Origin of the sequence: Demequina litoralis (genome assembly GCF_030418455.1) — a bacterium.
Classification (GTDB): Bacteria; Actinomycetota; Actinomycetes; order Actinomycetales; family Demequinaceae; genus Demequina; species Demequina litoralis.
This window is the reverse complement of record NZ_JAUHPW010000008.1, coordinates 36,661-59,003: the sequence shown is the minus strand read 5'-3', so window position 1 is coordinate 59,003 and position 22,343 is coordinate 36,661. Positions and strand designations below refer to the sequence as shown.

19 protein-coding genes are annotated in these 22,343 nt (G+C 71.6%); 7 read left to right on the top strand and 12 right to left on the bottom strand.

Going from position 1 to position 22,343, the window contains the following annotated elements; all coding sequences use genetic code 11:
- Positions 1 to 25 precede the first annotated feature (25 nt).
- The 5 genes from QQX09_RS10770 (at position 26) to QQX09_RS10750 (ending at position 7,545) form a co-directional block, all read left to right on the top strand.
- Positions 26 to 2,161: a beta-galactosidase gene (locus tag QQX09_RS10770; protein ID WP_301134506.1), complete on the top strand. Its 2,136-nt coding sequence runs from the start codon at positions 26 to 28 to the stop codon at positions 2,159 to 2,161.
- A 15-nt stretch (positions 2,162 to 2,176) separates the two neighbouring features.
- Positions 2,177 to 3,535, top strand: a complete 1,359-nt coding sequence (locus QQX09_RS10765; RefSeq protein WP_301134504.1) for an ABC transporter substrate-binding protein — start codon at positions 2,177 to 2,179, stop codon at positions 3,533 to 3,535.
- Between the two features lie 72 nt (positions 3,536 to 3,607).
- Positions 3,608 to 4,561, top strand: coding sequence for a carbohydrate ABC transporter permease (locus QQX09_RS10760; protein WP_301134502.1), 954 nt, complete (start codon positions 3,608 to 3,610; stop codon positions 4,559 to 4,561).
- Complete coding sequence (locus QQX09_RS10755; protein ID WP_301134500.1) at positions 4,558 to 5,481, top strand: carbohydrate ABC transporter permease; 924 nt, start codon at positions 4,558 to 4,560, stop codon at positions 5,479 to 5,481. Before QQX09_RS10760 ends, QQX09_RS10755 begins: the two co-directional genes overlap by 4 nt.
- 105 nt (positions 5,482 to 5,586) lie before the next feature.
- Positions 5,587 to 7,545 (top strand): beta-galactosidase, encoded by a 1,959-nt coding sequence (locus QQX09_RS10750; RefSeq protein WP_301134498.1) that lies wholly within the window; start codon positions 5,587 to 5,589, stop codon positions 7,543 to 7,545.
- A gap of 135 nt (positions 7,546 to 7,680) precedes the next feature.
- Here QQX09_RS10750 and QQX09_RS10745 read toward each other — a convergent pair whose 3' ends face one another.
- Both QQX09_RS10745 and QQX09_RS10740 read right to left on the bottom strand, forming a co-directional pair.
- Positions 7,681 to 8,364 carry an AMIN-like domain-containing (lipo)protein gene (locus tag QQX09_RS10745; RefSeq protein ID WP_301134496.1) on the bottom strand — a complete coding sequence of 228 codons (684 nt, stop codon included), beginning with the start codon at positions 8,362 to 8,364 and terminating at the stop codon, positions 7,681 to 7,683.
- 29 nt (positions 8,365 to 8,393) lie between these two features.
- Positions 8,394 to 10,055: a DUF389 domain-containing protein gene (locus tag QQX09_RS10740; protein WP_301134494.1), complete on the bottom strand. Its 1,662-nt coding sequence runs from the start codon at positions 10,053 to 10,055 to the stop codon at positions 8,394 to 8,396.
- A 168-nt stretch (positions 10,056 to 10,223) separates the two neighbouring features.
- Between QQX09_RS10740 and QQX09_RS10735 the strand changes: the two genes are divergently transcribed.
- Positions 10,224 to 11,255: a glycoside hydrolase family 43 protein gene (locus tag QQX09_RS10735; RefSeq protein WP_301134492.1), complete on the top strand. Its 1,032-nt coding sequence runs from the start codon at positions 10,224 to 10,226 to the stop codon at positions 11,253 to 11,255.
- A 204-nt stretch (positions 11,256 to 11,459) separates the two neighbouring features.
- Here QQX09_RS10735 and QQX09_RS10730 read toward each other — a convergent pair whose 3' ends face one another.
- From QQX09_RS10730 to QQX09_RS10685, 10 genes are all read right to left on the bottom strand, one after another.
- Positions 11,460 to 11,921, bottom strand: a complete 462-nt coding sequence (locus QQX09_RS10730) for a MarR family winged helix-turn-helix transcriptional regulator (protein WP_301134490.1) — start codon at positions 11,919 to 11,921, stop codon at positions 11,460 to 11,462.
- A 33-nt stretch (positions 11,922 to 11,954) separates the two neighbouring features.
- Positions 11,955 to 13,094 (bottom strand): FAD-dependent oxidoreductase, encoded by a 1,140-nt coding sequence (locus QQX09_RS10725; RefSeq protein ID WP_301134489.1) that lies wholly within the window; start codon positions 13,092 to 13,094, stop codon positions 11,955 to 11,957.
- Positions 13,095 to 13,240: 146 nt separating this feature from the next.
- On the bottom strand, positions 13,241 to 14,713 hold the full coding sequence (locus tag QQX09_RS10720; RefSeq protein WP_301134487.1) for an NAD-dependent succinate-semialdehyde dehydrogenase: 1,473 nt from the start codon (positions 14,711 to 14,713) through the stop codon (positions 13,241 to 13,243).
- Positions 14,697 to 16,001, bottom strand: coding sequence for a multidrug effflux MFS transporter (locus QQX09_RS10715; RefSeq protein WP_301134483.1), 1,305 nt, complete (start codon positions 15,999 to 16,001; stop codon positions 14,697 to 14,699). Before QQX09_RS10715 ends, QQX09_RS10720 begins: the two co-directional genes overlap by 17 nt.
- A gap of 5 nt (positions 16,002 to 16,006) precedes the next feature.
- Positions 16,007 to 16,393 carry a RidA family protein gene (locus tag QQX09_RS10710; RefSeq protein ID WP_301134480.1) on the bottom strand — a complete coding sequence of 129 codons (387 nt, stop codon included), beginning with the start codon at positions 16,391 to 16,393 and terminating at the stop codon, positions 16,007 to 16,009.
- A gap of 3 nt (positions 16,394 to 16,396) precedes the next feature.
- On the bottom strand, positions 16,397 to 17,263 hold the full coding sequence (locus QQX09_RS10705) for a fumarylacetoacetate hydrolase family protein (RefSeq protein ID WP_301134478.1): 867 nt from the start codon (positions 17,261 to 17,263) through the stop codon (positions 16,397 to 16,399).
- Positions 17,264 to 17,267: 4 nt separating this feature from the next.
- Complete coding sequence (locus QQX09_RS10700; RefSeq protein ID WP_301134476.1) at positions 17,268 to 17,702, bottom strand: YybH family protein; 435 nt, start codon at positions 17,700 to 17,702, stop codon at positions 17,268 to 17,270.
- Positions 17,699 to 18,481, bottom strand: coding sequence for an SDR family oxidoreductase (locus QQX09_RS10695; RefSeq protein WP_301134473.1), 783 nt, complete (start codon positions 18,479 to 18,481; stop codon positions 17,699 to 17,701). Before QQX09_RS10695 ends, QQX09_RS10700 begins: the two co-directional genes overlap by 4 nt.
- Positions 18,481 to 19,755: an FAD-dependent monooxygenase gene (locus tag QQX09_RS10690; RefSeq protein WP_301134471.1), complete on the bottom strand. Its 1,275-nt coding sequence runs from the start codon at positions 19,753 to 19,755 to the stop codon at positions 18,481 to 18,483. The genes QQX09_RS10695 and QQX09_RS10690 overlap by 1 nt, the downstream gene beginning before the upstream one ends.
- Before the next feature lie 55 nt (positions 19,756 to 19,810).
- A complete protein-coding gene (locus QQX09_RS10685) occupies positions 19,811 to 20,560 on the bottom strand; it encodes a dienelactone hydrolase family protein (RefSeq protein ID WP_301134469.1) in 750 nt (249 codons plus the stop codon).
- A 476-nt stretch (positions 20,561 to 21,036) separates the two neighbouring features.
- Between QQX09_RS10685 and QQX09_RS10680 the strand changes: the two genes are divergently transcribed.
- Positions 21,037 to 22,083 carry an amidohydrolase family protein gene (locus QQX09_RS10680; protein WP_301134466.1) on the top strand — a complete coding sequence of 349 codons (1,047 nt, stop codon included), beginning with the start codon at positions 21,037 to 21,039 and terminating at the stop codon, positions 22,081 to 22,083.
- Positions 22,084 to 22,343: the final 260 nt, after the last annotated feature.

Sequence of the window (22,343 nt, the reverse complement as noted above, 5' to 3'; positions counted from 1 at the left end):
GCCGGATCAACAACGGAGTGGATCTATGGAGCACAGCAGCACCGCCGCTGCCCCCGGGCGCATCGACCTCGGGGTCGCGTACTACCCCGAGTACCAGCGTCACGACCGACTCGAGACCGACCTCGACCTCATGGTCGAAGCGGGCATCACCACCATCCGCGTGGGGGAGTCCGTGTGGTCGACGTGGGAGCCCCGCGAGGGCCGGTACGACCTCGAGTGGCTCGCGCCCACCCTCGACGCCGCGCACGAGCGAGGCATCCGCGTCATCCTCGGCACCCCCACCTACGCGGTGCCGCCGTGGCTCCAGGTCGCCCACCCCGAGATCGCCGCCGACCGCGCCACCGGGGAGCCGATCCCGTGGGGCGCCCGCCAGGAGATGGACTTCACCCACCCCGAGTTCCTCGCGCGCGCCGAGCGGCTCATCCGCGCGATCCTCGACCGGTACGCGTCCCACCCGTCGGTGGTCGGCTTCCAGGTCGACAACGAGCCCGGCATCGAGATCTTCCACAACGACCAGGTGTTCGCACGCTTCGTCGCGACGCTCGCCGCGACCTACGGCGACGTCGACACGCTCAACCGCGAGTGGGGCCTCACCTACTGGTCGCACCGCCTCCAGGACTGGTCGGAGCTGTGGCGGCCCGACGGCAACTCGTTCCCCCAGTACGACCTCGCGTGGCGCACCTTCCAGGCCGACCTCACCGCCGAGTTCATCGCGTGGCAGGCCGGGCTCGTCGAGGAGTACCGCGACCCCGCCCAGTTCGTCACCACCTGCTTCCAGTACCCGCGCGCCGCGCTCGACGACCAGCGCACCGCGGAGGCGCTCACCGTGACAGCCGGCAACCCCTACTACGGGATGCAGGACCGCCTCGCGATCGAGGACCGCCGCCCCACGACCGAGTACTGGACCACCAGCGGCGTGCCCACCCTCTTCCGCCAGGGCGACCGGATGTTCTCCTCCAAGCAGGCGCGCTACCTCGTCACCGAGACCAACGCGCAGGCGATCGGGGACTCCGCCTCCAACTACCCGCCGTACCCGGGCCAGCTCGCGCAGGCGGCCTTCGCGCTGATCTCGCGCGGCGCGGCGCTCGTCGAGTACTGGCAGTGGAACACGCTGCCCTACGGGGCCGAGACCTACTGGGGCGGCGTGCTCCCGCACAGCCTCGAGCCCGGCCGTGTCTACGACGAGATCGCCGGGATCGGCACCCGGCTGAAGGGCCTCGGCGGCCTGCTCGACGGCTACGAGCCCGACGCCGACGTCGCCGTCCTGTGGTCGATCCCCAGCAAGCATGCGCTCCAGTTCCAGCCGCCGTTCCGGATGCCCGCGGGCGACGAGGGCGACCCCTACGAGCGCATCGTCGACGCCTTCTACGACGGCGCCTTCGACTCCCGCGCCCAGGTCCGCATCCTCCACCTCGGCCAGGCGCACGCCCTCGGCGCGGAGGAGCTGGTCCGGCGCTACCCGGTGCTCGTCGCGGCGGGCCTCTACATCGCCTCGGACGACGACATCGCCCTCCTGGACGACTACGCGAAGGCCGGCGGCCACCTCGTCCTCGGCCCGCGCACCGCCTACGCCGACACCGAGGCCCGCGCCCGCCACCAGGTCGCACCGCCAGGGCTCGCCGACGCCGCGTCCGCGCGGTACGAGGAGTTCTCCAACCTCGACGCCCCCGTCCCCGCGACGGGGACGCCGGCCCTCGCGCTGCCCGACGGCGCCGCCGCGGAGCTGTGGATCGACGGCCTCATCCCCGAGGCGGCCGAGGTGCTGGCCGGCTACGACCACCCGCGCTTCCGCGACTTCGCGGCCGTCACGAGCGCCCCCTCGGGAGCGGGCCGCGTCACCACCGTCGGCTGCGTCCCCACGCGCGAGCTCGCCGCCGCGGTCGTGTCCCACGCGGTCGGCGGCACCTCGCCCGACGGCCTGCTGGCGGATCCGCCGGCGGCCGTCACCGCATCGTCCGGCACCCTTCCCGACGGCCGCCGGGTGTGGTTCGTCTTCAACTGGGGCTGGACCCCCGCGACGGTCGCGCTGGCGCGACCGGTCACGGACCCGATCGGCGATGCGGCGCACGCCGCCGGCGATCACCTGGAGCTGTCCGCCTGGGCCACCGCGGTCCTCGTCGGCGAGCAGATTCACCCCGAGTCCCCGAACCTGGGGAAGTAGAGAGAAGGAACAGGAATGAACAAGGCACGTAGGACAGCAATGGCGCTGGCAGGAACTGCCGCCGCCTTCTCCCTGATCGCCACCGGCTGCAGCTCGGGCGACGGCGACGGCGGTGGCGCCGAGAGCGCCGAGCCCATCGCCTCGGACGCCTTCGACGAGGCGATGAGCACCCCGACCGAGCTCACGTTCTGGACGTGGGTCCCCGACATCGAGAACGAGATCGCCCTCTTCGAGGAGGCGTACCCCGCGATGGACGTCACGGTCGAGAACGTCGGCCAGGGCCTCGAGCACTACCAGAAGCTGCGCTCCGCGCTGGAGTCCGGCGAGGGTGCCCCCGACGTCGCCCAGATCGAGTACATGTACATCCCCACCTTCAACCTCACGAACTCGCTGCTCGACCTCTCCCAGTTCGGCGCCCGCGACCTGGGCGGCGACTACGTCGAGTGGGTGTGGAACCAGGTGGCGAACGATGCGGGCGTGTGGGCGATCCCGCAGGACACCGGCCCCATGGGCAACCTCTACCGCGAGGACATCCTCGCCGAGGCAGGCCTCGACGCCGCGCCCGAGACCTACGACGAGTACGCCGAGGCCGCTCAGCTGGTGAAGGACGAGACCGGCTCGTACATCTCGAACCTCGCCGCGAACGAGCCCGTCCAGCTCATCGCGCTGCTGTGGCAGGCGGGCATCGACCCGTTCGGCTACGACGGCGCGGAGACCGTGTCGATCGACGTGAGCTCGGCCGAGGTCAAGGAGATCGTCCAGTACTGGCAGGACCTCGTCCAGGCCGACCTGGTGTCGACCGACGCCGGCTGGACCGACAACTGGTTCCAGAACATCGCCAACGGCAACTACGCCGGATGGCTCGTCCCGGCCTGGGGCCCGATCTTCCTCCAGGGCACCGCGGAGGGCACCGCCGGCAAGTGGCGCGCGGCGCCGCTGCCGCAGTGGGACGCCGCGAACCCGGTGTCGGGCAACTGGGGCGGCTCCTCCAACGCCGTCCTCGCCACCTCGGAGAACCCGATCGCGGCCTACGAGCTCGCGCGGTGGATCAACTACGAGCCCGAGCCGACCACGATGTTCGCGACCGAGCAGTTCCTGTACCCGGCGCTCACCTCGCTGCTGGAGGACCCGGAGTACGCGGACCAGCCGGTCGAGTTCTTCGGCGGCCAGGAGGTCAACGCGGAGTTCGCCGAGATCTCCGCGACCGTCGACCCGACCTTCGAGTGGCTCCCGTTCATGGAGTACGTGCTCTCGTCCTACAACGAGACCGTGGGCGCCGCCTGGGAGAAGAAGGGCGACGCCGTGGGCGCGCTCGACGTCTGGCAGCAGGAGCTCGTCGACTACGCGACCGAGCAGGGCTTCACGGTCGAGTAGCAGCAAGGGCGGGGGCGCCGATGCGCGGCGCCCCCGCCACCACCCCTCACACCGCAGTGAAGGAGGCCCCCCGTGGCCGTCACCACCGTCAGCTCCGCCGAGTCCCCGGCGGCGCCCCCCTCGTCCCGGCGCGCGCCGCGCCGCGGGCATCGGGGCCACCCGTTCGCCGGGTTCCTGTTCGTCGTGCCGTTCATGGTGCTGTTCATCGCGATGATCATCGTGCCGCTCGGCTACGCGGCCTACCTCAGCCTCTTCGAGAACAAGCTCATCGGCGGCACCTCGTTCGTCGGGCTCAAGAACTTCGCGGAGGCGCTCACCGACGAGGCGTTCCTCGGCGGCGTCGGCCGCATGGGGCTCTTCCTGGTGATCCAGGTGCCGATCATGCTGTTCCTGGCGCTGTTCCTCGCGCTCGCGATCGACAGCGGCCGCACCCGGGCCGCGCGCAGCGCCCGCCTGCTCGCCTTCATGCCGTACGCGGTGCCCGGCGTGGTCGCGACGCTCATGTGGGGCTACCTTTACGGCCCCGACTTCGGGCCCATCACCCAGGCCTTCGAGGCGCTCGGCCTGCAGCCGCCCGACCTGCTCGGGACGTCCTCGATCCTCGGTTCGATGATGAACATCGTCACGTGGGAGTACGTCGGCTACAACATGATCATCATGTACGCCGCGCTCCGCGCGATCCCGACCGAGCTGTACGAGGCCGCCGCGATCGACGGCGCGAGCCGCATCCGCATCGCGCTGAGCATCAAGATCCCCGCGATCAAGCCCGCGATCATGCTCACCGTCATCTTCTCGGTGATCGGCACGTTCCAGCTCTTCAACGAGCCGGCTCTGCTCGACGCGATCGCGCCGGTGGTCATCACCAACGGCTTCACGCCGAACTTCTACGCCTACAACGTCGCGTTCGTGAACCAGGACGTCAACTACGCCGCGGCCATCGCGTTCCTGCTGGGCCTCGTCATCGCGGTGCTGTCGTACGTGGTGCAGCTGAGCTCTCAGCGCGCCGAGAGGAAGGTGCGGCGATGACCGCCACGATGTCAGCCGGCGGCCAGGCCTCCGCCGCCGGCCTCCACCGGCCCCGACCCACGCGCCACCGGCGCGGCCGCGACCGCAGCACCGCGCTGTCGATCGTGGTGTGGGCCCTCGCGCTGTACTTCCTGCTGCCGCTCGTGTGGCTCGCGATCGCCAGCACCAAGAACACCGGCGACCTGTTCTCCACGTTCGGGTACTGGTTCGGCGACAGCTTCGCGCTGTGGGACAACATCCAGTCCGTCTTCGCGTACAAGGGCGGCATCTTCGGCCGCTGGGCGCTCAACACGCTCCTGTACGCCGGCGTCAGCGCCGTGGGCGCATCGTTCCTCGCCACGATGGCCGGCTACGGCTTCGCGAAGTACCGCTTCCCCGGCTCGACCGCGATGTTCTCGATTGTGCTCGGCGCGATCATGATCCCGCTTACCGCGCTCGCGCTGCCGACGTACCTGCTGTTCAGCTCCGCCGGCCTCACCAACACGGTGTGGGCGATCATCGTCCCGTCGCTCGTGAGCCCGTTCGGCGTGTTCCTCATGCGGGTCTACGCGGCGGACTCCGTGCCCGACTCGCTCATCGAGGCGGCCCGCGTCGACGGCGCGGGGGAGTTCCGGACCTTCTTCCAGGTGTCGTTCCGCCTCATGGTGCCCGGCTTCATCACCGTGCTGCTGTTCGCCCTGGTCGCGACGTGGAACAACTACTTCCTGCCGCTCATCATGCTCAACAGCTCGGACCTCTACCCGCTCACCGTGGGCCTCGCGCAGATGCAGTCCGCGGGCACGTCGGGCGGCGGCGGCGAGGTGCTGTTCTCGACCGTCATCACGGGCTCGTTCATCAGCATCGTCCCGCTGATCGTCGCGTTCCTGTTCCTCCAGCGGTACTGGCAGAGTGGGCTCTCGGCAGGAAGCGTCAAGGGCTGAGGGACACCGGTCGCCGGGGCACGCCTCCCGCCCCGGCGACCGGGTCGTCGGCCCGCATCACCCCCTCGGCGCGCCCGCGCGCCGCCTCTTCAAGGAGCACCACCGATGTTCGACAGCCTCTGGTACGGCGGCGACTACAACCCCGAGCAGTGGACCCCCGACGTGTGGGACGAGGACGTGCGGCTCATGCAGCGCGCCGGCGTCACCGTCGCGACGGTCGCCGTGTTCTCGTGGGCCAGGCTCGAGCCCGCGGACGGCGAGTTCGACTTCGCGTGGCTCGACGACGTGCTCGACCGCCTCCACGCGGGCGGCATCGGCGTGGACCTCGCGACCGCGACCGCAGCGCCGCCGCCGTGGCTGGTCCGCGAGCACCCCGATGTGCTGCCCGTGATGGCGGACGGCACCGTCCTCGGCGTGGGCTCGCGCCAGCACTACAGCCCCAGCTCCGCGACCTACCGGACCTACGCCGCCCGCCTCGCGACGCGCATCGTCGACCGCTACGCCGACCACCCCGCCGTCATCGCCTGGCACGTCAACAACGAGTACGGCTGCCACGTCCCGCGCTGCTGGTCCGACGAGTCCGCGGGCGCCTTCCGCGTGTGGCTCGCCGAGCGCTACGGCGACATCGAGACGTTGAACGATGCGTGGGGCACCGCCTTCTGGTCGCAGCACTACGCGTCGTTCGACGAGGTCATGCCGCCGCGCGCCGCGCCCGCGAGCATCAACCCCACCGAGCAGCTCGACTTCGATCGCTTCAGCTCCGACGCGCTGCTCGCGCTCCACCGCATGGAGTGCGACATCATCCGGGCGCGCTCGGACAAGCCCATCACCACCAACTTCATGGGCTTCTTCAAGCCCGTCGACTACTGGCGCTGGGCCCAGCACGTCGACTTCGTCACCGACGACGCCTACCCCGACCCCGCGGACCCGCGCGCGATCCCGTTCGCCGCCGCGGTGCGCGACCTCATGCGCTCGCTCGCGGGCGACAAGCCGTGGCTGCTCATGGAGCAGGCGACGTCGGCGGTGAACTGGCGGCCGCGCAACGCCCCCAAGCCCGCGGGCATGTTCCGCCGGCTGTCGCTGCAGTCCATCGCGCGCGGCGCGGACGGCATCATGCAGTTCCAGTGGCGCCAGTCGGTGCGCGGCTCCGAGAAGTTCCACTCGGCGATGGTGCCCCACGCCGGCGAGGACACCCGGATCTATCGCGAGGTGTGCGCGCTGGGCGAGGAGCTCGCGGGGCTGACCTCGGTCATCGGCTCGCGGGTGCCCGCGAGCACCGCGATCCTGTTCGACTGGGACTCGTGGTGGGCCGTCGAGCAGACCGACACCCCCGCCCGGGTGTCCTACCTCCAGAGCGTGCTCGCGTGGCACGGCGCGCTGTACCGCGCGGGCGTCACGGTCGACTTCGCGTCCAAGGACTCGTCGCTCGACGGCTACGACCTCGTCATCGTCCCGACGATGCAGGTGGTGACCCCCGAGGTGCAGCAGCGGGTCGCGGCGGCGCGCGAGCGCGGGGCGACCGTGCTGGTGACCTACCAGTCCGCGATCCTCGACGAGGGCCTGGGCGTGCTGCCCGGCGGCTACCTGGGGTCCTGGCAGGAGCTGCTGGGAGTGCGCGTCGAGGAGTTCGCGCCGTACGCGCAGCCCGACCAGTTCTTCGACGCCCCCGCCGGCGCCCCGTCGTCGACCCTGGCGGGCGAGCTCGCGGGCGAGATCGAGGGCTGGTCCGAGGTGGTCCACGCCGACGCCGCCGAGGTGCTCGCGACCTTCACGGAGGGTCTCGCCGCAGACGGTCCCGCCATCACCCGCCGCGCGGGCTCCGAGGGCGCGGGTGCCGCCTGGTACGTCGCGACCCAGCCGTCGGAGGCGCTCGCGGATGCGGTGGTGGCGCGGCTGCTGGCGGACTCGGGCGTGGCGCCGGTCGCGCGGTCCGCATCGGCCGACGTCGAGACGGTGCGCCGCGGCGACCGACTGTTCCTCATCAACCACGGCGCCACGGCGGCCGAGGTCGAGTGGGACGGCGGATCGGCGACGGTCGAGGCCGGAGACGTCACCATCATCTGAACCCCGAGTGCCTCTCCACGCCGTCGAGGCACTCTCCCACCTGGGATCGGGCGTGTCGGCGGCGTGTCGCGTCCGGAGAGCCGCGGAACGGGGTCGAGATCACGGGGTGCGTGGAGAGATCACCGGTCGGGGCCGCTACTTCGCCACATCCACCACCAGCCGCGGCGGACCCTCGAGCCACATCACCCGGTAGGGACGCAGCTCGTCGAGCCCGATCCCTACCTGGGTGATGCCCTCGAACGCCCCCACGATCCTCGCCTCCTGGATCGCGACGAAGCCGCCGGTGAGCACGCGCATCGGCCCGCCGTACGGCGCGCGGTCGAGCGGAGTGCCGTCGTACCAGGCGCCGAAGCCCACCTCCAGCGACGCGTCGCCGGCGAGCGCGGGGGACAGGTCCTCGCCCGACCCGTCGACCGCGAACACGCTCGCTGCGTGCGGCGTCACGGACCAGCCCGGCATCCCGCCGTCGCCCGTGAGCTCGAAGACCCAGCGGTCGTAGCACTCGTGGGTGCCCACGCGCATCGTCACGCCCCACAGGCCGTCGCTGAGGTCGCCCGCCCAGTCGTCGGACGATGCGCTCGCGGCCGTGGCGTCGAAGGCTGGGCAGCCGTCGGCGGTGGTCGGTGTGGTGGACGGCGAGGCGGACGACGTGGCCGACGCTGCGGGGGCGGGGGAGGTGCTCGCCGAGGCGGTGGCGGAGGCCGTGGCGCTCGGCGACTCCACCGGCCCGGGCGTCGCGGTGCACCCCGCGACAACCGCCGCGATCAGGGTCGCGACGGCCGCTATCGCGGCGCCGGCCGACCGTCGCATCGTCCCCATCCGGCCACGCTACGCCGGGCCGGCGCCGCCTACCCGAACGACGGCGACGGGCTCGCGACCGGCAGCTCGGTCACGGTCACCGGGACCACCGTGATCCTGACCGCGATCGCCTGGTCGAGCGTGTCGAGCAGCTCCCGCTGGAGCGCGTCGACGGAGGGTGTCTCGCCCGGGCCCTCGACGGTGACGTCGACCACCTGTCCGGTCACGTGCACGTCGCGGATGGCGAACTCGGTGTCCTCGCCCAGCCAGTCCTCGACCGCCTTCTCGGCCGCGCGGTCGCGCGACGAGGTGTTGAGCTGGCCCTCCGCGGTCAGCATGAGCGGAAGCAGCACGATCGCGGCGAGGATGACGAACGGCGACAGGGTGAGCAGCATCCGGCGCGGGTTGCGGCGCAGCACCCGTGGCTGGGCGAAGCCCGTCGCGACGAAGACGACGCAGGCCGCGAGGACGATCGCGACGAAGTTGGTGAGGAAGAGCAGGAAGGCGCCGCCCGCATCGGCCCAGCGCTCGCCGCTCAGGCTCACGCCGACGACGGCGAGCGGCGGCACGAGCGCCACCGCGATCGCGACGCCCGCGATGCCCGACGCCACGCGCTTGTTCACGGTGGCGTACGCGCCCGCGGCGCCGGCGGCGAGGGCGATGAGCATGTCGATCGTGCTCGGGGTGACGCGCGAGACGATCTGCGAGTTGGTGCTGAAGGCGATCGCGACGGGCGACCAGGCCGCGAGGCCGTACGAGATGGCGATCGCCGCCGCGACGCCGCCGGCCACGAGCCCCGCGGAGTGGAACGCGCGCCGCGCCCAGCCGTTGACGAGCGCGCCCGCGAGGCCGACGATCGGCGTCATGAGCGGCGCCACGAGCATCGCGCCGATGACCACCGCGGTCGAGTCCGCGAGCACCGCGAAGGTGGCGATGGCGACGGACAGCGCGAGCATGACCCACCACGTGCCCAGCTTGTTGAGGCGACCGGGGTTCTCGAAGAAGAGGGAGTCCACGTGCTCGGACCGCGCCTCGTCGCCGATGTCGGAGCCGCGGATCCAGTCCCACAGCACCTGGGCGATCGAGGCGCGCGACGGGTCGAGGCCCACCCCGCTCTCCGCGCGGCGGATGCCCCACGCGATGAGGATGAAGCCCACGATGATCGAGGTCGTCGCGGAGGACACGAGCGCCGTGCGGGCGATCGACTCGGGGACCTGGGCCGCGAGGACGCCGCCCGCGAGTGCGAGGCCGGAGACCGCCAGCTTGACGAGCCGCTCGCGGCGGTTCCGCCTCACGAGCACGTCGATCACGCCGATGAGGCCGCGGAACGCCACGTACACGCCCACCGCGGCGACCACCCCGGCGAGGCTGAGCGCCCCGCCCGTCGGGTCCAGGAACGCGATCCAGGCGAGGAGCGCCGCGATGGCGGTGGTCATGAGACCGCGGAGCGCGGCGACGATCCTGTTGATCCGGCGGCCCAGCCACCGGCGCCCGGTGACCGAGTAGAAGACGTCCATGAGGCCCGTCACGCCGAGCGCGCCGATCGCCAGGACCTGTGCGATCCACGTGGTCGCGGCCGGGAGCGCGAGGACCACGGCGCCGGCGACGACCAGCGCGAGGCCACGGAGCGAGGCGCCGTTGGCCATGGCCCGTGCCATATCCGTCAGCTGCTCGCGGACCGTCGGGATCGCCTCGTGAGACGCGCCTTCCATGGGCACCCCCTTTCGGCCTCATGGTAGGGGCGATGGCCCCCTCCGCACCGGATTGGGCGGTGATCCGATAGTTCCGTTGTCGGAACCGACGCAGCGTGCCGTACACTTCTTTACAACGTTGCAAAGCAGTTCATGAAGTCCATGACTCAACGACGAGGAGGTCACGCCGTGCCCACGGACATCATCCCGAACCCCATCGTGCTCCAGCGCGCGGACCCGTGCGTCCTGCGCCACGACGGCCAGTACTACTTCACCGGCTCGTACCCGCTGTACGACCGCATCGTCCTGCGTCGCGCCGAGCGCCTCGAGGACCTGCAGGCCGCCCCCGAGGTCACCATCTGGACCAAGCACCACGAGGGCCCGCAGTCCAACCTCATCTGGGCCCCGGAGATCCACCGCGTGAACGGCGCCTGGTACCTCTACTACGCCGCCGCCGGGATCGGCCACCCGCACGCGGACGTGCCGGGCACCGCCGAGACCTTCTGCCACCGCGTCTTCGTGCTCGAGTGCACCGACGAGGACCCGATGACGGGCGAGTGGGTCGAGCGCGGCCAGGTCGACACCGGCTGGGAGTCCTTCGCCCTCGACGCGACGTCCTTCGTCAAGGACGGCGTGCAGTACCTCGTGTGGGCGCAGCAGGACTACGAGATCCGCGGCAACTCGAACCTCTACATCGCGCGCATGGAGAACCCCTGGACCCTCGCGACGCCCGCGGTGATGCTCACCAAGCCCGAGCTGGACTGGGAGATCGAGCGGTTCTGGGTCAACGAGGGCCCCTCCGTGCTGCAGAAGAACGGCAGGCTCTACCTGTCCTACTCGGCGTCCGGCACCGGCCCCGAGTACGCGATGGGCGTGCTGATCGCGGACGCCGACGCCGACCTGCTCGACCCCGCGTCGTGGGTCAAGAGCCCCGAGCCCGTCTTCACGTCGGCGCCCGAGAACGGCATCTACGGCCCGGGCCACAACTCGTTCACCGAGTCGCCCGAGGGTGAGACCGTCCTGGTGTTCCACGCCCGCACCTACACGAAGATCGAGGGCGACCCGCTGTACGAGCCCAACCGTCAGGCCTGCGCGCAGGTGCTCCCGTTCGACGCCGAGGGCAACCCGGTGTGGGGCACCCCGCAGCCGATGACCCGCCCCGTGCCCACGGCGCTCGACGTGCTGCCCCCCGAGGGCATGCCGCAGGTGACGCCGGCCTGAGTCTCCCTCCTCGAGACGTGCCCGCCCGGGCCGCATGGTTCCGCAAGGGACGATGCGGCCCGGGCGGCGTCATGTCGGGGGTCGGCGGCGCGGGCGACACGATTCCTCACGATCGAGGCTCCGGAGACGTCGGAACCGACACTCAGCCTCACGGGTGTCGCGCCGGCCCCGGGAAGCCGTGGAGGGACGATGCGGCCCGGGCGGCTACTCCGCGGTGCGCACCAGGCGGGTGAGGGCGAGCATCGCATCGGTCGCGCCCTCGAGGGTTGCGCGGTCGGCGGGATCGAGCTGCGCGATCGCGTCCTCGACCGAGCGCACCCAGGCGCGGGAGATCTCGTGGTGCTCCTCGACCCCGGCGGGGGTGGGCTGGATGCGGACGATGCGCCGGTCGGGGGCGCCAACCTCGCGTGCGACGAGGCCGCGCTGGGTGAGCACGCGCAGCGCCGCGCTCGCGTTGGGCTGCCGCAGCCCCAGGGCCGCGGACAGCTCGCCCACCGTCGATCCCGGCTGCTCGACCACCTGCTTGAGCAGCGCGATCTCGGTCGTGGGCAGCGGGCCCACGCCGGCGCGCGCGGGGGTGCGCTTGTGTACCGTCCAGGACAGGTCGCGCAGGACGGCGGCGAGTCTCGCGTCGTCGGCCTGCGCCATCGTCGTCCCTCCGTCCACCGGCGCGGTCATGCTACCAACGCGCCCGGCGGGTCAGAGGGGCTGCGCCATCACCTCCAGGACGTGGTTTGTCGCACCCACGTTGTCGAAGCCGGGCAGGCGCCCCATCTCCCATTCGCCGATGCTGAGCGAGGTCTCGACGATGAGCCGGCAGCGCTCGTAGCGCCGGGCGGTGTATTCCGCGAAGGCGCCCTCGACGTCGCCGTGGTGGGCGAGGGCGTCGGCGAGCACCACTCCGTCCTCGATGGCCTGCGCGGCGCCCTGGCCCAGGTGCGGGGTGATCGCATGCACCGCGTCGCCGAGGAGCACGACCCGTCCCCGGTGCCACGGCGCGTCGGCGATGAGCGACTCCTCGGGTCGCAGCACGATGTCCGACGCCTCGTCGAGGTGGCGGTCCCTGATGCGGCCGACCAGCCCGCCGAACGGTGCGAGGTGCGCCCGCAGGTCCGCGAGCAGGGCTGCGCCGTCGTCGCGTGGCGGCCGCTCCATGCGGGCGTTGTAGAACAGGTACGCGAGCTCGGGTCCGATGGGCACGAGACCTGCCATGCCCTCGGGTCCCTCCTGCAGGACGATGCGATCGATCTCCGGCTCGCGCGGCACGTTGACGCGGTAGGCCGACTGCCCGATGTAGCGCGGCTCGAGCTCCGTGCCGAGGACGTGCGCGCGCACCTTGGAACGCACGCCGTCGGCGCCGACGACCACGTCCCACCGCGCGGTGGTGCCGTCGGTGAGCGCGACCTCGACGCCCGCCTCGTCCGGCGCGAGCGAGGCGAAGGAGGTGGAGTAGCGGACCTCGACGCCGACCTCGAGGGCGCGGGCGGTGAGGATCGCGTGCAGCTGCGGGCGGGTGACGCCGTTCATCGGCGGGAAGGCCGCGTCGGACAGCGCGGTGCCGGGCATGTCGCGCACGAAGGCGCCGTCGACGTCGAGCATGCGGCCCCAGCCGCGTGCCGGGTAGCCGACGTCGAGGCAGGCCTGGGCGCAGCCGATCGCGGCGAGCGCGCGCAGCGCGTTCGCGGGCTGGATGATGCCGACGCCGTAGACGGAGGAGTGGAGGTCGGCCTGCCGCTCGACCACCGTGACCCGGTTGCCTCGTTGTGCCAGAGCGATCGCGGCGGACAGCCCGCCGATCCCGCCGCCGACCACGAGCACCGTGCGTGCGTTGCTGTTCATCATCCGACTCCGTTGTCGAGGGGCGGCACCTCATCGTGCCGCCACGTGTATATCTAGCAATATATATCTAGACATACATGAATGGGCGGCGTCAAGGGTCGGGCGGGCGACGGGAGCCGGGCGGGCGCCGGCGCCCGCCCAGCGGGTCAGGCGAACGGGCTCGGGGTGAGCGTGTACTTGGTCTGCAGGTACTCGTGGATGCCCTCGGCGCCGCCCTCGCGGCCCAGCCCGGACATCTTCCAGCCGCCGAACGGCGCCGCCGCGTTCGACACCACGCCCATGTTGAGGCCCATCATCCCGGTCGCGAGGCGCTCGATCATGCGCTGCCCGCGCGACAGCGACTCGGTGTAGACGTACGACACCAGCCCGTACTCGGTGTCGTTGGCGATCGCCACGGCCTCGTCCTCGGTGGAGAACGGCACGATCGCGAGCACAGGCCCGAAGATCTCCTCCCGCAGGATGTCCGAACCGGCCGCCACGTCCGTCACCACGGTCGGCTCGAAGAAGGTCCCGGGCCCGTCGATGCCGTGGCCGCCGGTGCGCAGCCGCGCGCCGCGCTCGACCGCGTCCGCCACCAGCGACTCCGCCTTGGAGACGGCCCGGTCGTCGATGAGCGGCCCGATCTCCACGCCCTCGTCCGTGCCGCGCCCCACCCGCAGCTCCGCGACCCGGTGCGTGACGCGCCGCGCGAACTCCTCCGCGACGGACTCGTGCACGATGAACCGGTTGGCCGCCGTGCACGCCTGCCCGATGTTGCGGAACTTCGCCGCCATCGCGCCCTCGACCGCCTTGTCCAGGTCCGCGTCCTCGAACACCACGAACGGCGCGTTGCCGCCCAGCTCCATCGATGTGCGCAGCACGCCCCCGGCCGCCTGCTCGAGCAGCCTCACCCCCACCGGCGTGGAGCCGGTGAAGGACAGCTTCCGCAGGCGCGGGTCCCGGATGATGGGCTCCGACACCGCCCCGGAGTGCGACGTCGTGATGACGTTGACCACGCCCGGCGGCAGCCCCGCGTCCTCGAGCAGCCGCGCGAACAGCAGCGTGGTGAGCGGCGTGAGTTCGGCGGGCTTGATCACCACCGTGCAGCCCGCGGCCAGCGCGGGCGCGATCTTGCGCGTCGCCATCGCGAGCGGGAAGTTCCACGGCGTGATGAGGTAGCAGGGCCCCACGGGGTGCTGCGTCACGATCATCCGCCCGTGCCCCTCGGGGCTCGGCGCGTACCGGCCCACGGCCCGCACCGCCTCCTCGGAGAACCACCGCAGGAACTCGCCGCCGTACGCGACCTCGCCGCGGGCCTCGGCGAGCGTCTTGCCCATCTCGAGGCTCATGAGCAGCGCGAAGTCCTCCTTGCGCTCCATGAGCAGGTCGAAGGCCTTGCGCAGGATCTCGGCGCGCACGCGCGCGGGGGTCTCCGACCAGGAGGGGAACGCCTCGCATGCGGCGTCGAGCGCGGCGCCGCCGTCCTCCACCGATGCGGACGCGATCTCCTTGATGACGGCGCCGGTCGCGGGGTCGCGCACCGCCAGCGTCGCGCCGTCGGAGGCCGGGCGCCAGCGGCCCCCGATGAGGAGGGCGTCGGGCACGCGGGTGAGCAGGGTGTGCTCAACGGTCATGGTCATGGCTGTCCACCTTTCGTGGGGGAGCGGAGGGCGTGGGGCCGGGATCGGCCGGACGGTGGGAGGCCGGGGAGGCCGGGGATGGCGTGGGGACGATGCGCGGGCGGGCGGCGGCCCAGATCGCGACGGCGGCGGTGGACGCCAGGGCGATGACGATCCCGAGGTGCGCCGCGGTGGGGCCCATGAGGCCGGTGACGGGCGAGCCGAGCACGCCGCCGAGGAACTGTGCGGACCCGGTGAGCGCCGAGGCCGCGCCCGAGGCCACCGGCGTCGCCTGCGCCCACGAGTGCGCGCCGGGCAGCACGAGCCCGGTGCCCGCGGCGAAGCCCATCGACGCGAGCCACCACAGCAGCTCCGGGGCCCCGAGCGAGGCGGCGACCCACAGGGCCGCGCCGCTCACCGCGGAGATCGCGAGGCCGAGCCCGAGCGGCCCGGCGGGATGGCGGCGCCGCACGAGGCGGCGGAAGACCATGTTGGCCGCGAGCACCGCGACCGCGTTGGTGCCGAAGACCAGCGCGAAGGCCGCGGGCGAGCGACCCAGCTCGCGCTCCACGACGAAGGAGGCGGTGGCGATGTAGGCGTAGAAGCCGAAGGCGTGCGCACCGAGCGCGAGCGCGGCCCCCGCGACCTCGCGGTTCGCACCGGCGCGCGCCAGGCCGCCGGTGATCGCGCCGAGGCCGCCCTGCGAGCGTCGCGAGGGCGGCAGCGTCTCGGGCACGGCCAGCGCGAAGACCAGCAGCATCACCCCGCCGAGCGCCGCGAGCACCACGAAGTCCGCGCGCCAGCCCCACGCGCCGGCGATCGCGGCGCCCAGGATCGGCGCGACCACGGGCGCGATCGACGTCACCATCGCGAGCACGCCGATGCGCGAGGCCATCGCGTGGGTGTCGGTGGACAGGTCGCGCACCACGGACCGCGCGACCACGATCCCGGCCGCGCCGCACAGCCCCGCGAGGGCCCGCACCGCGACGAGCATCTCGGGCCCGGTCGCGAGCGCGTCGAGGCCCGAGGCCAGCGTCCACCCGGCGACGCCGAGCAGGATCACCGGCCGGCGCCCGAAGCGGTCGCTCAGCGGCCCCCAGACGAGCTGGCCAAGCCCGATCCCGAGCAGGAACAGCGTGACGCCGCCCTGGGTGAGCGCGTCCGAGCCGCCGAGCTCCTCCTGGACCGCCGGCAGCGACGGCGTGTAGATGTCGACGGACAGCGGGGCGAGCGCGGTGAGCGCCGCGAGCACCGGCAGCACCCGCGCCATGGGCGGCGCGGCGCCGGAACCGGACGCCGTCCCGGACACGCGCCTCAGTGCTCCAGCACGGCGACCAGGTCGCACTGGATGAGGCAGCCGCCGTCGAGCGTGGCGGCCATGGCCTGGCGCGCGGGCCGGTCCTCGGGGTCGGGGAACAGCGTGGTCCACTCGCGGTTGAGCGTCTCGCGGTTGCGGTAGTCGGCGAGCCAGAACGTCATCTTCACGATGTCGTCGGTGGTGCCGCCCGCGGCCGCGAGCAGCGACCGCACGTGCATGAAGACGTTGACGCACTGCGCGTCGAGCGACGACGGCATCTCGAGCGTGACGGGGTCGCGCCCGGTGAGCACGCCCGAGAACAGGAAGGGCCCGATGCGCGCGGCGGCCGGGATGGGGTTCGCGTGGCTGAACCCCGGCAGCTGGATGCTCTGTCGCCGGCCCATCGCTCAGCCGCCCAGCGCCGGCTCGGCGACCACGGTGTTCTCGATCGCGCCGAGGCCCTCGATCTCGCCGCGCACCACGTCGCCCACGCGCAGGAAGTTGCCGGTCGGCGCGCCGATGCCCGCGGGCGTGCCCGTCGCGAGGATGTCGCCGGGCATGAGCGTCATCACGGTCGACAGGTAGGCGATCTGCTCGTAGATGTCGTAGATCATGTCGTTGGTGCGGAAGTCCTGACGCACCTCGCCGTTGACCGTGAGCTGCATGTGCAGGTCGAGCGGGTTGTCGATCTCGTCGTCGGTGGTGAGCCACGGGCCCAGCGGGCCGTGCGTGTCGAAGGACTTGCCGAGCGTGAACGTGGGGGAGCGCTTCTGCAGCCAGTCGCGCACGGACACGTCGTTGGCGACCATGTAGCCCGCGATCACGGAGCGCGCGTCCGCGGCGCCCACGTGGCGGCAGCGCTTGCCGATCACCACGGCGAGCTCGATCTCGTAGTCGAGCGCGTCGGACACGATCGGCTTCTCGATGTCCGCGTACGGGCCCACGATGCACGAGGTCTGCTTGTTGAACCACAGCTGGCTCGTGGGGATGGGGATCCCGGCCTGGCGCGCCTCCTCGGCGTGCTCCTTGTAGTTCATGCCGATGCCGAGGTACTTCTGCGGGTCGTCGACCGGCGCGAGCAGCGTCACCTCGGACAGCGCGTGGGTGTCGCCCGCGGCCGCCGCGATGGCGTCCGTGAGCTCGGGCAGGTGCGGGAGGATCTCGCGGAGCGAGGAGCCGATGCCGGCGACGCCGGAGATCTCGGTGACCGTCGCATCGTCCACGCGGCCCAGGCGGATCTCCCCGGTGCCGATGCGGTAGCGGGCGAGCTTCATGCTGTCAGTCCTTCTTCTCGGAGGGGAGGGCGCCCCACACCTGCTCGGTGAGGGGGGTCATCTGGAAGCTGAGGTAGCGCCACGCGCCGTCGGGGCAGCGGCGCACCACCTGGGTGACCTGGCCGGACATCGTCCGCGACGTCCCGTCGGGGTTGCGCAGGTGGTTGGTGAGCAGGCCTGTCATGATCGCGACGTCGCCGAGCACGCGGATCTCGAGGTCGCCGCGGCTCATGTCGAGGTAGGGCCGGCGGGTGCGGGTGTGCTCGACGAGCATCTCCTTGGTGTGCACCAGCCCGGGCGCGTGGATGTGCACGAGCGCGTCGTCGTAGAGGTCGTCGAGCGCGTCGAGGTCCACGTCGATGAGCGCGCGCCGACGCCGCTCCTCGAGCGCGAGCAGCGCCTCGCGGGTGGCGGGGTCCGCCAGGGTCACGTCCGTCATATCAGTCCTTCGTAGGTGCCGCCGTCGAGCTGGAGGTTCTGGCCGGTGATGTAGCCGGCCTGCGCCGAGCACAGGAACGCGCACGCGTCGCCCAGCTCCTCGGGCCGGCCGAGCCGCCGCGCGGTGACGGTCGACGCGATCGCCGCGTACGCCTCGTCGCGGGTGATGCCGTCGCGCTCCATCCTGCGCCGCGCCATGAACTCCTGGCGCGGGGTGTCGATGCGCTCGGGCAGCAGCTGGTTCACGGTGACGTTGTCGGGCGCGACCTCCTTGGAGATCGACTTCGCCACCGCGGTGAGGGCCGCGCGCGCGGAGGCGGACAGGCCCATGTCCGCGGCGGGGCTCTTCACCATCGCCGACGTGATGTGGACGATGCGCCCGAAGCGGCGCGCGCGCATGCCCGGCAGGTAGGCGCGCATGAGCTCGACGGCGGGGATCGCGTTCTGCGCGAGCGCGCCGTGCAGCGCGTCGGCGTCCCAGCCCTCGTAGCCGCCCGGGCGCGGGCCCGCGTTGTTCGTCACGAGGATGTCGGCCTCGGGCACTGCGGCCACGATGGCCGCGATGCCCTCCGCCGTGGTGAGATCGGCGGCCACCCAGCCCACGTCGGCGCCCGGCACCGCCTCACGGAGGGACGATGCGGCGGCGGCGAGCCGCGCATCGTCCCGTCCGTTGAGGGTCACCCGGACGCCCTCGCGGGCGAGCGAGGTCGCGCACGCCAGCCCCAGCCCCTGCGAGGAGGCGGCGACCAGCGCGGCGCGGCCGGCGATCCCGAGGTCCATCAGGCGGTGGCCTCCTCGACCTGCCACGTGCGGAAGCCGGTGGTCTCGCCCGCCTCGAAGCCGGGGCGCGGCTGGCCGACCATCGCGTGGTACTTCGAGAAGATCGCGTCCGCCTCCGTCATCGGCAGCACCTCCTCGATGTCCTCGAACGGCTGGCAGTCGGTGCGCTCCGCGACCATGCGGCGGATGACCTCGTAGCCCTCGCCGCGGTGGGCCATCACCATGCCGTTGACCTGGGGCAGGCGGGCGGCCTCGAACTCCTCGATCGCCTGCTCGACCGGCATGGTCGCGAGGCGCGACGCGAGCGCGCCGCCGTCGACGATGGCCTGGCATGCGCCGTTGCCGCCGCGCGGGTACATCGCGTGCGCGGCGTCGCCCACGAGGACCACCCGGCCGTCGTGCCAGCTGTCGAGCGGGTCGTGGCGGATGAGGGGGAAGAGGTAGACCTCGCGGGCGTCGCGCAGCATCTGCTGGACGTCGAGGAACGGGATCTTCACGGTGTCGAAGTACGGCAGGATCTCGTCGACCGAGCCCACCTGGTTCCAGTCCTCGACCGTCTCGTCGCGCTCGCGCTCGACCACCCAGTTGACCAGCACCTTGCCGGTGCCCTCGAAGTTCTCGGCGATGGGGTACACGATCATCGACGCGATCTGCGGGGCGCCGATGTGGAGGATCGTGTGGCCGTCGCGGAACGGCTCCATCAGGGTGGTGCCGCGGTACATGGTGATGCCGGAGTAGTGCGGCTCGGCCATGTCGGGGAACATCTGCTTGCGGGCGACGGACTTGATGCCGTCCGCCGCGATGAGGAGGTCCGCGTGCTTGGTCTCGCGGCGGCCGTCGCGGTGCTCGAGGTCGAAGTCGACGCCGCCCTCGACGTTGCGGTACTCGAGCAGGCGCGCGCCCTTGACCACGGTGTCGGCGCCCATGCGCTCGACCACGACGTCGTAGAGCATCATCTGCAGGTAGCCGCGGTGCACGAAGCGCTGCTCGTTGACGTAGCCCATGTGGACGCCGCACTTCTCGGCGTAGATCTCCTGGCCGTGGTTGTTGAAGAAGATCGAGTCGACGGCGTCGACGGACATCTCCTTGAAGCGGTCGTACACGCCGAGCTCGATGAGCTCCTTGGTGCCGTAGACCTTGACGTCGATGCCCACGCCGAGCGGCTTGAGCTCCTGCACGGTCTCGTAGATGGTCGGGCGGAAGCCCTGCTGGTGAAGGCGCAGGGCCATGGCGAGACCTGCGGGGCCAGCTCCGATGATGGCGATATCCAGCATGGTGTCCTCTTCTGTCGGTATCCCGCGCCCCGGGTGGCGCGCGAGAGGATCGGTGTCAGGCGGGTGCGGGGGCGAGATCGGCGATGAGCTCGCCCAGGAAGCGCTCGGTCGCGATCCACGCCCGCGCGGCGCTGCGCGGGTGGTAGGCGACCACGTCGGGCATGGGGGAGTGGGCGGACTTGGGGTTGGTGAAGGCGTGCCGGGTGCCGCTGTAGAGGTCGAGCTCCCAGTCGATGCCGGCGCTGTCGAGGCCGTCCTGGAGGGCCGCGCGCATCTCCGCGGTGGCCATCGGGTCCTCGGAACCCGTGCACACGAGCACGCGGGAGCCGAAGTGGGCGGCCTCCCAGCCCGGCGCGAGCAGGTCGAGCCCGGCGTGGATGGCGACGACCGCGCGGACGTCGCCGCCGGTGCGCAGGTGCTCGAGCGCGGACGAGGCGCCGAAGCAGTGGCCCATCGAGATGAGCGTCGAGCGGTCGATCTCGGGCTGCGCCGCGGCCGTCTCGTGCGCGGCGGCCACGCGTCCCAGCCACCGCGTCCGGTCTCCCGCCATGCCGCCGATGAGCGGGCCGATCTCGCTCTCCTCGGTGGGGGTGAGGCGGTCGCCCCACACGTCCGCGGCGAAGACCGACAGGCCCAGGCCCGCGAGCCGCTCGGCGATCGCGATGGTGTCCTCGGACAGGCCGAACGCATCGTGGAAGAGCACGATCCCGGGACGTGCGACCGCCCCCTCGGGCGCCACCAGCAGGCCCCTCATGAGGGTGCCGTCGTGGGTGTAGTCGATGTCGCGGGTGACAAGCGGGGCCATGCGCCGCGTTCCTTCCGTCGGGGACCGGAAGCCGAGGCGGTACCGGGGGTGATCCGAAGGGGCGTCCCTGCCCCGCCGGGAGGACCAGCGGCCACGCTCGACTGTGAAGCGTGAGGCGAGCCTAGGAGACATCGCACACGATTTCAAGTGCGATGGGGTCGAAGGTCCCGGTCGGGCGAGCGATCCGGGTGCCATGCTGGAGGTTTCCTTGGCCTCGTGCGCCGTCATGGCATAGTGTTTCGCACACGATCGCGCGCCGGTTCGCCGGCTGCGCCCGACGCGACGATGCGAGGGACCGATGACCGGAGACGGCTGCACCGCGATGCACCCGGGCCTCCGTGCGCGCCGCGACCGCCGCATCGTCCCGCCGCAGGGCCCGTTCGCCCGCGGCGTCCATCCCGGCCGGAGCCTCGCCCCGCCCGTGCGCTGATGCGCCACCTCGACATCAGCCATCAGATCGCACGAACGGAACACCCATGCCAGTCATCGACATCAACATCCACCACCTTCCCGAGGACCTCTTCTCCAACCCGACGATCCTCGACGGCTTCCTCTCGACCGCGCCGCGCGGCTTCGGGGAGATCGCGACCGTCAAGGAGATGAAGGACGGGCGCAAGCAGCTCATCCTCGAGAAGCCCAAGGGCTACCAGAACCTCAACTACGTCGAGGGGGACTACTCCGTCGACGCCAAGCTCCGCGCCATGGACGACGCGGGCGTCGACTACGGCATCATGCGCGTGCCGGTGTGGCAGGAGTGGCTGCGCCTCGACACCTGCAAGGCCGTCAACGACAACGCGCAGGAGATCGTGAAGAAGTCGGGCGGCCGGCTGTTCTCGACCGCGTGCGTGCCGCCGTGGGGCGGCCAGGACAACGTCGACGAGCTCAAGCGCTGCCTCGACAACGGCGCCGTCGCGGTCCAGCTCGCGTGCCACTACGGGCAGCTCTACCTCGACGACGAGGCCTTCGAGCCGTACCTGTCCGTCATCAACGAGCTGAACGTGCCCGTGATCGTCCACCACACGCCGCTGCCGGTGGAGTGGCGCTCGATTATCGACTACACGAACTTCCGCCGCGAGTTCGGCCGCATCCAGGACCAGGCGACCGCCGTGGGCCGCGAGCTGTTCTCCGGCATGTTCGGCAAGTTCCCCAACCTCAAGTTCACGCACACGATGTTCGGCGGCAACTGGTTCGCCAACTCGGCGCTGCTCACGCCGCACAAGACGGTGAAGAAGGAGGCCATGCAGCGCCTCGACCCCACGGGCGGCGACGCGATCAAGCAGTACCTCGAGAACAACATCTTCTTCGACATGACCCACCCGCACTCGTGGGGCAAGGAGCAGGTCGAGGCCGCGCTGCGCATCAACGGCGCGGACCACTACATGTTCGGCTCCTCGTTCCCCGTCTTCTACTCGTGGATGAGCCAGGGCGTCGACTTCGTGAAGAACGAGCTCGACATCTCCGCCGAGGACCGCGAGGCGGTGCTCTTCGGCAACGCCAAGAAGATGTTCAACCTCCCGGTCTGATGCCCCGCCCTCCCCGACGGCCCGCACGGATCTCGCGGCGACACGCCGCGAGGACGGGACGATGCGCCGGTTCCGACCGGCGTGTCGCTCCGGAAACCGCGCGGGCTGTCGGGGGAGCGGAACCGCGATTTCGTATACGATTCCAGGCCGGTCTCCCCGGGGGTATCCCGGATCCGAGGCGATTTCCCGCACGAATGGGCACCTTTACCGAATCGGGACCAAAGTCCGTGGCCGAATCGCTAGCCATATGCATCGGATTC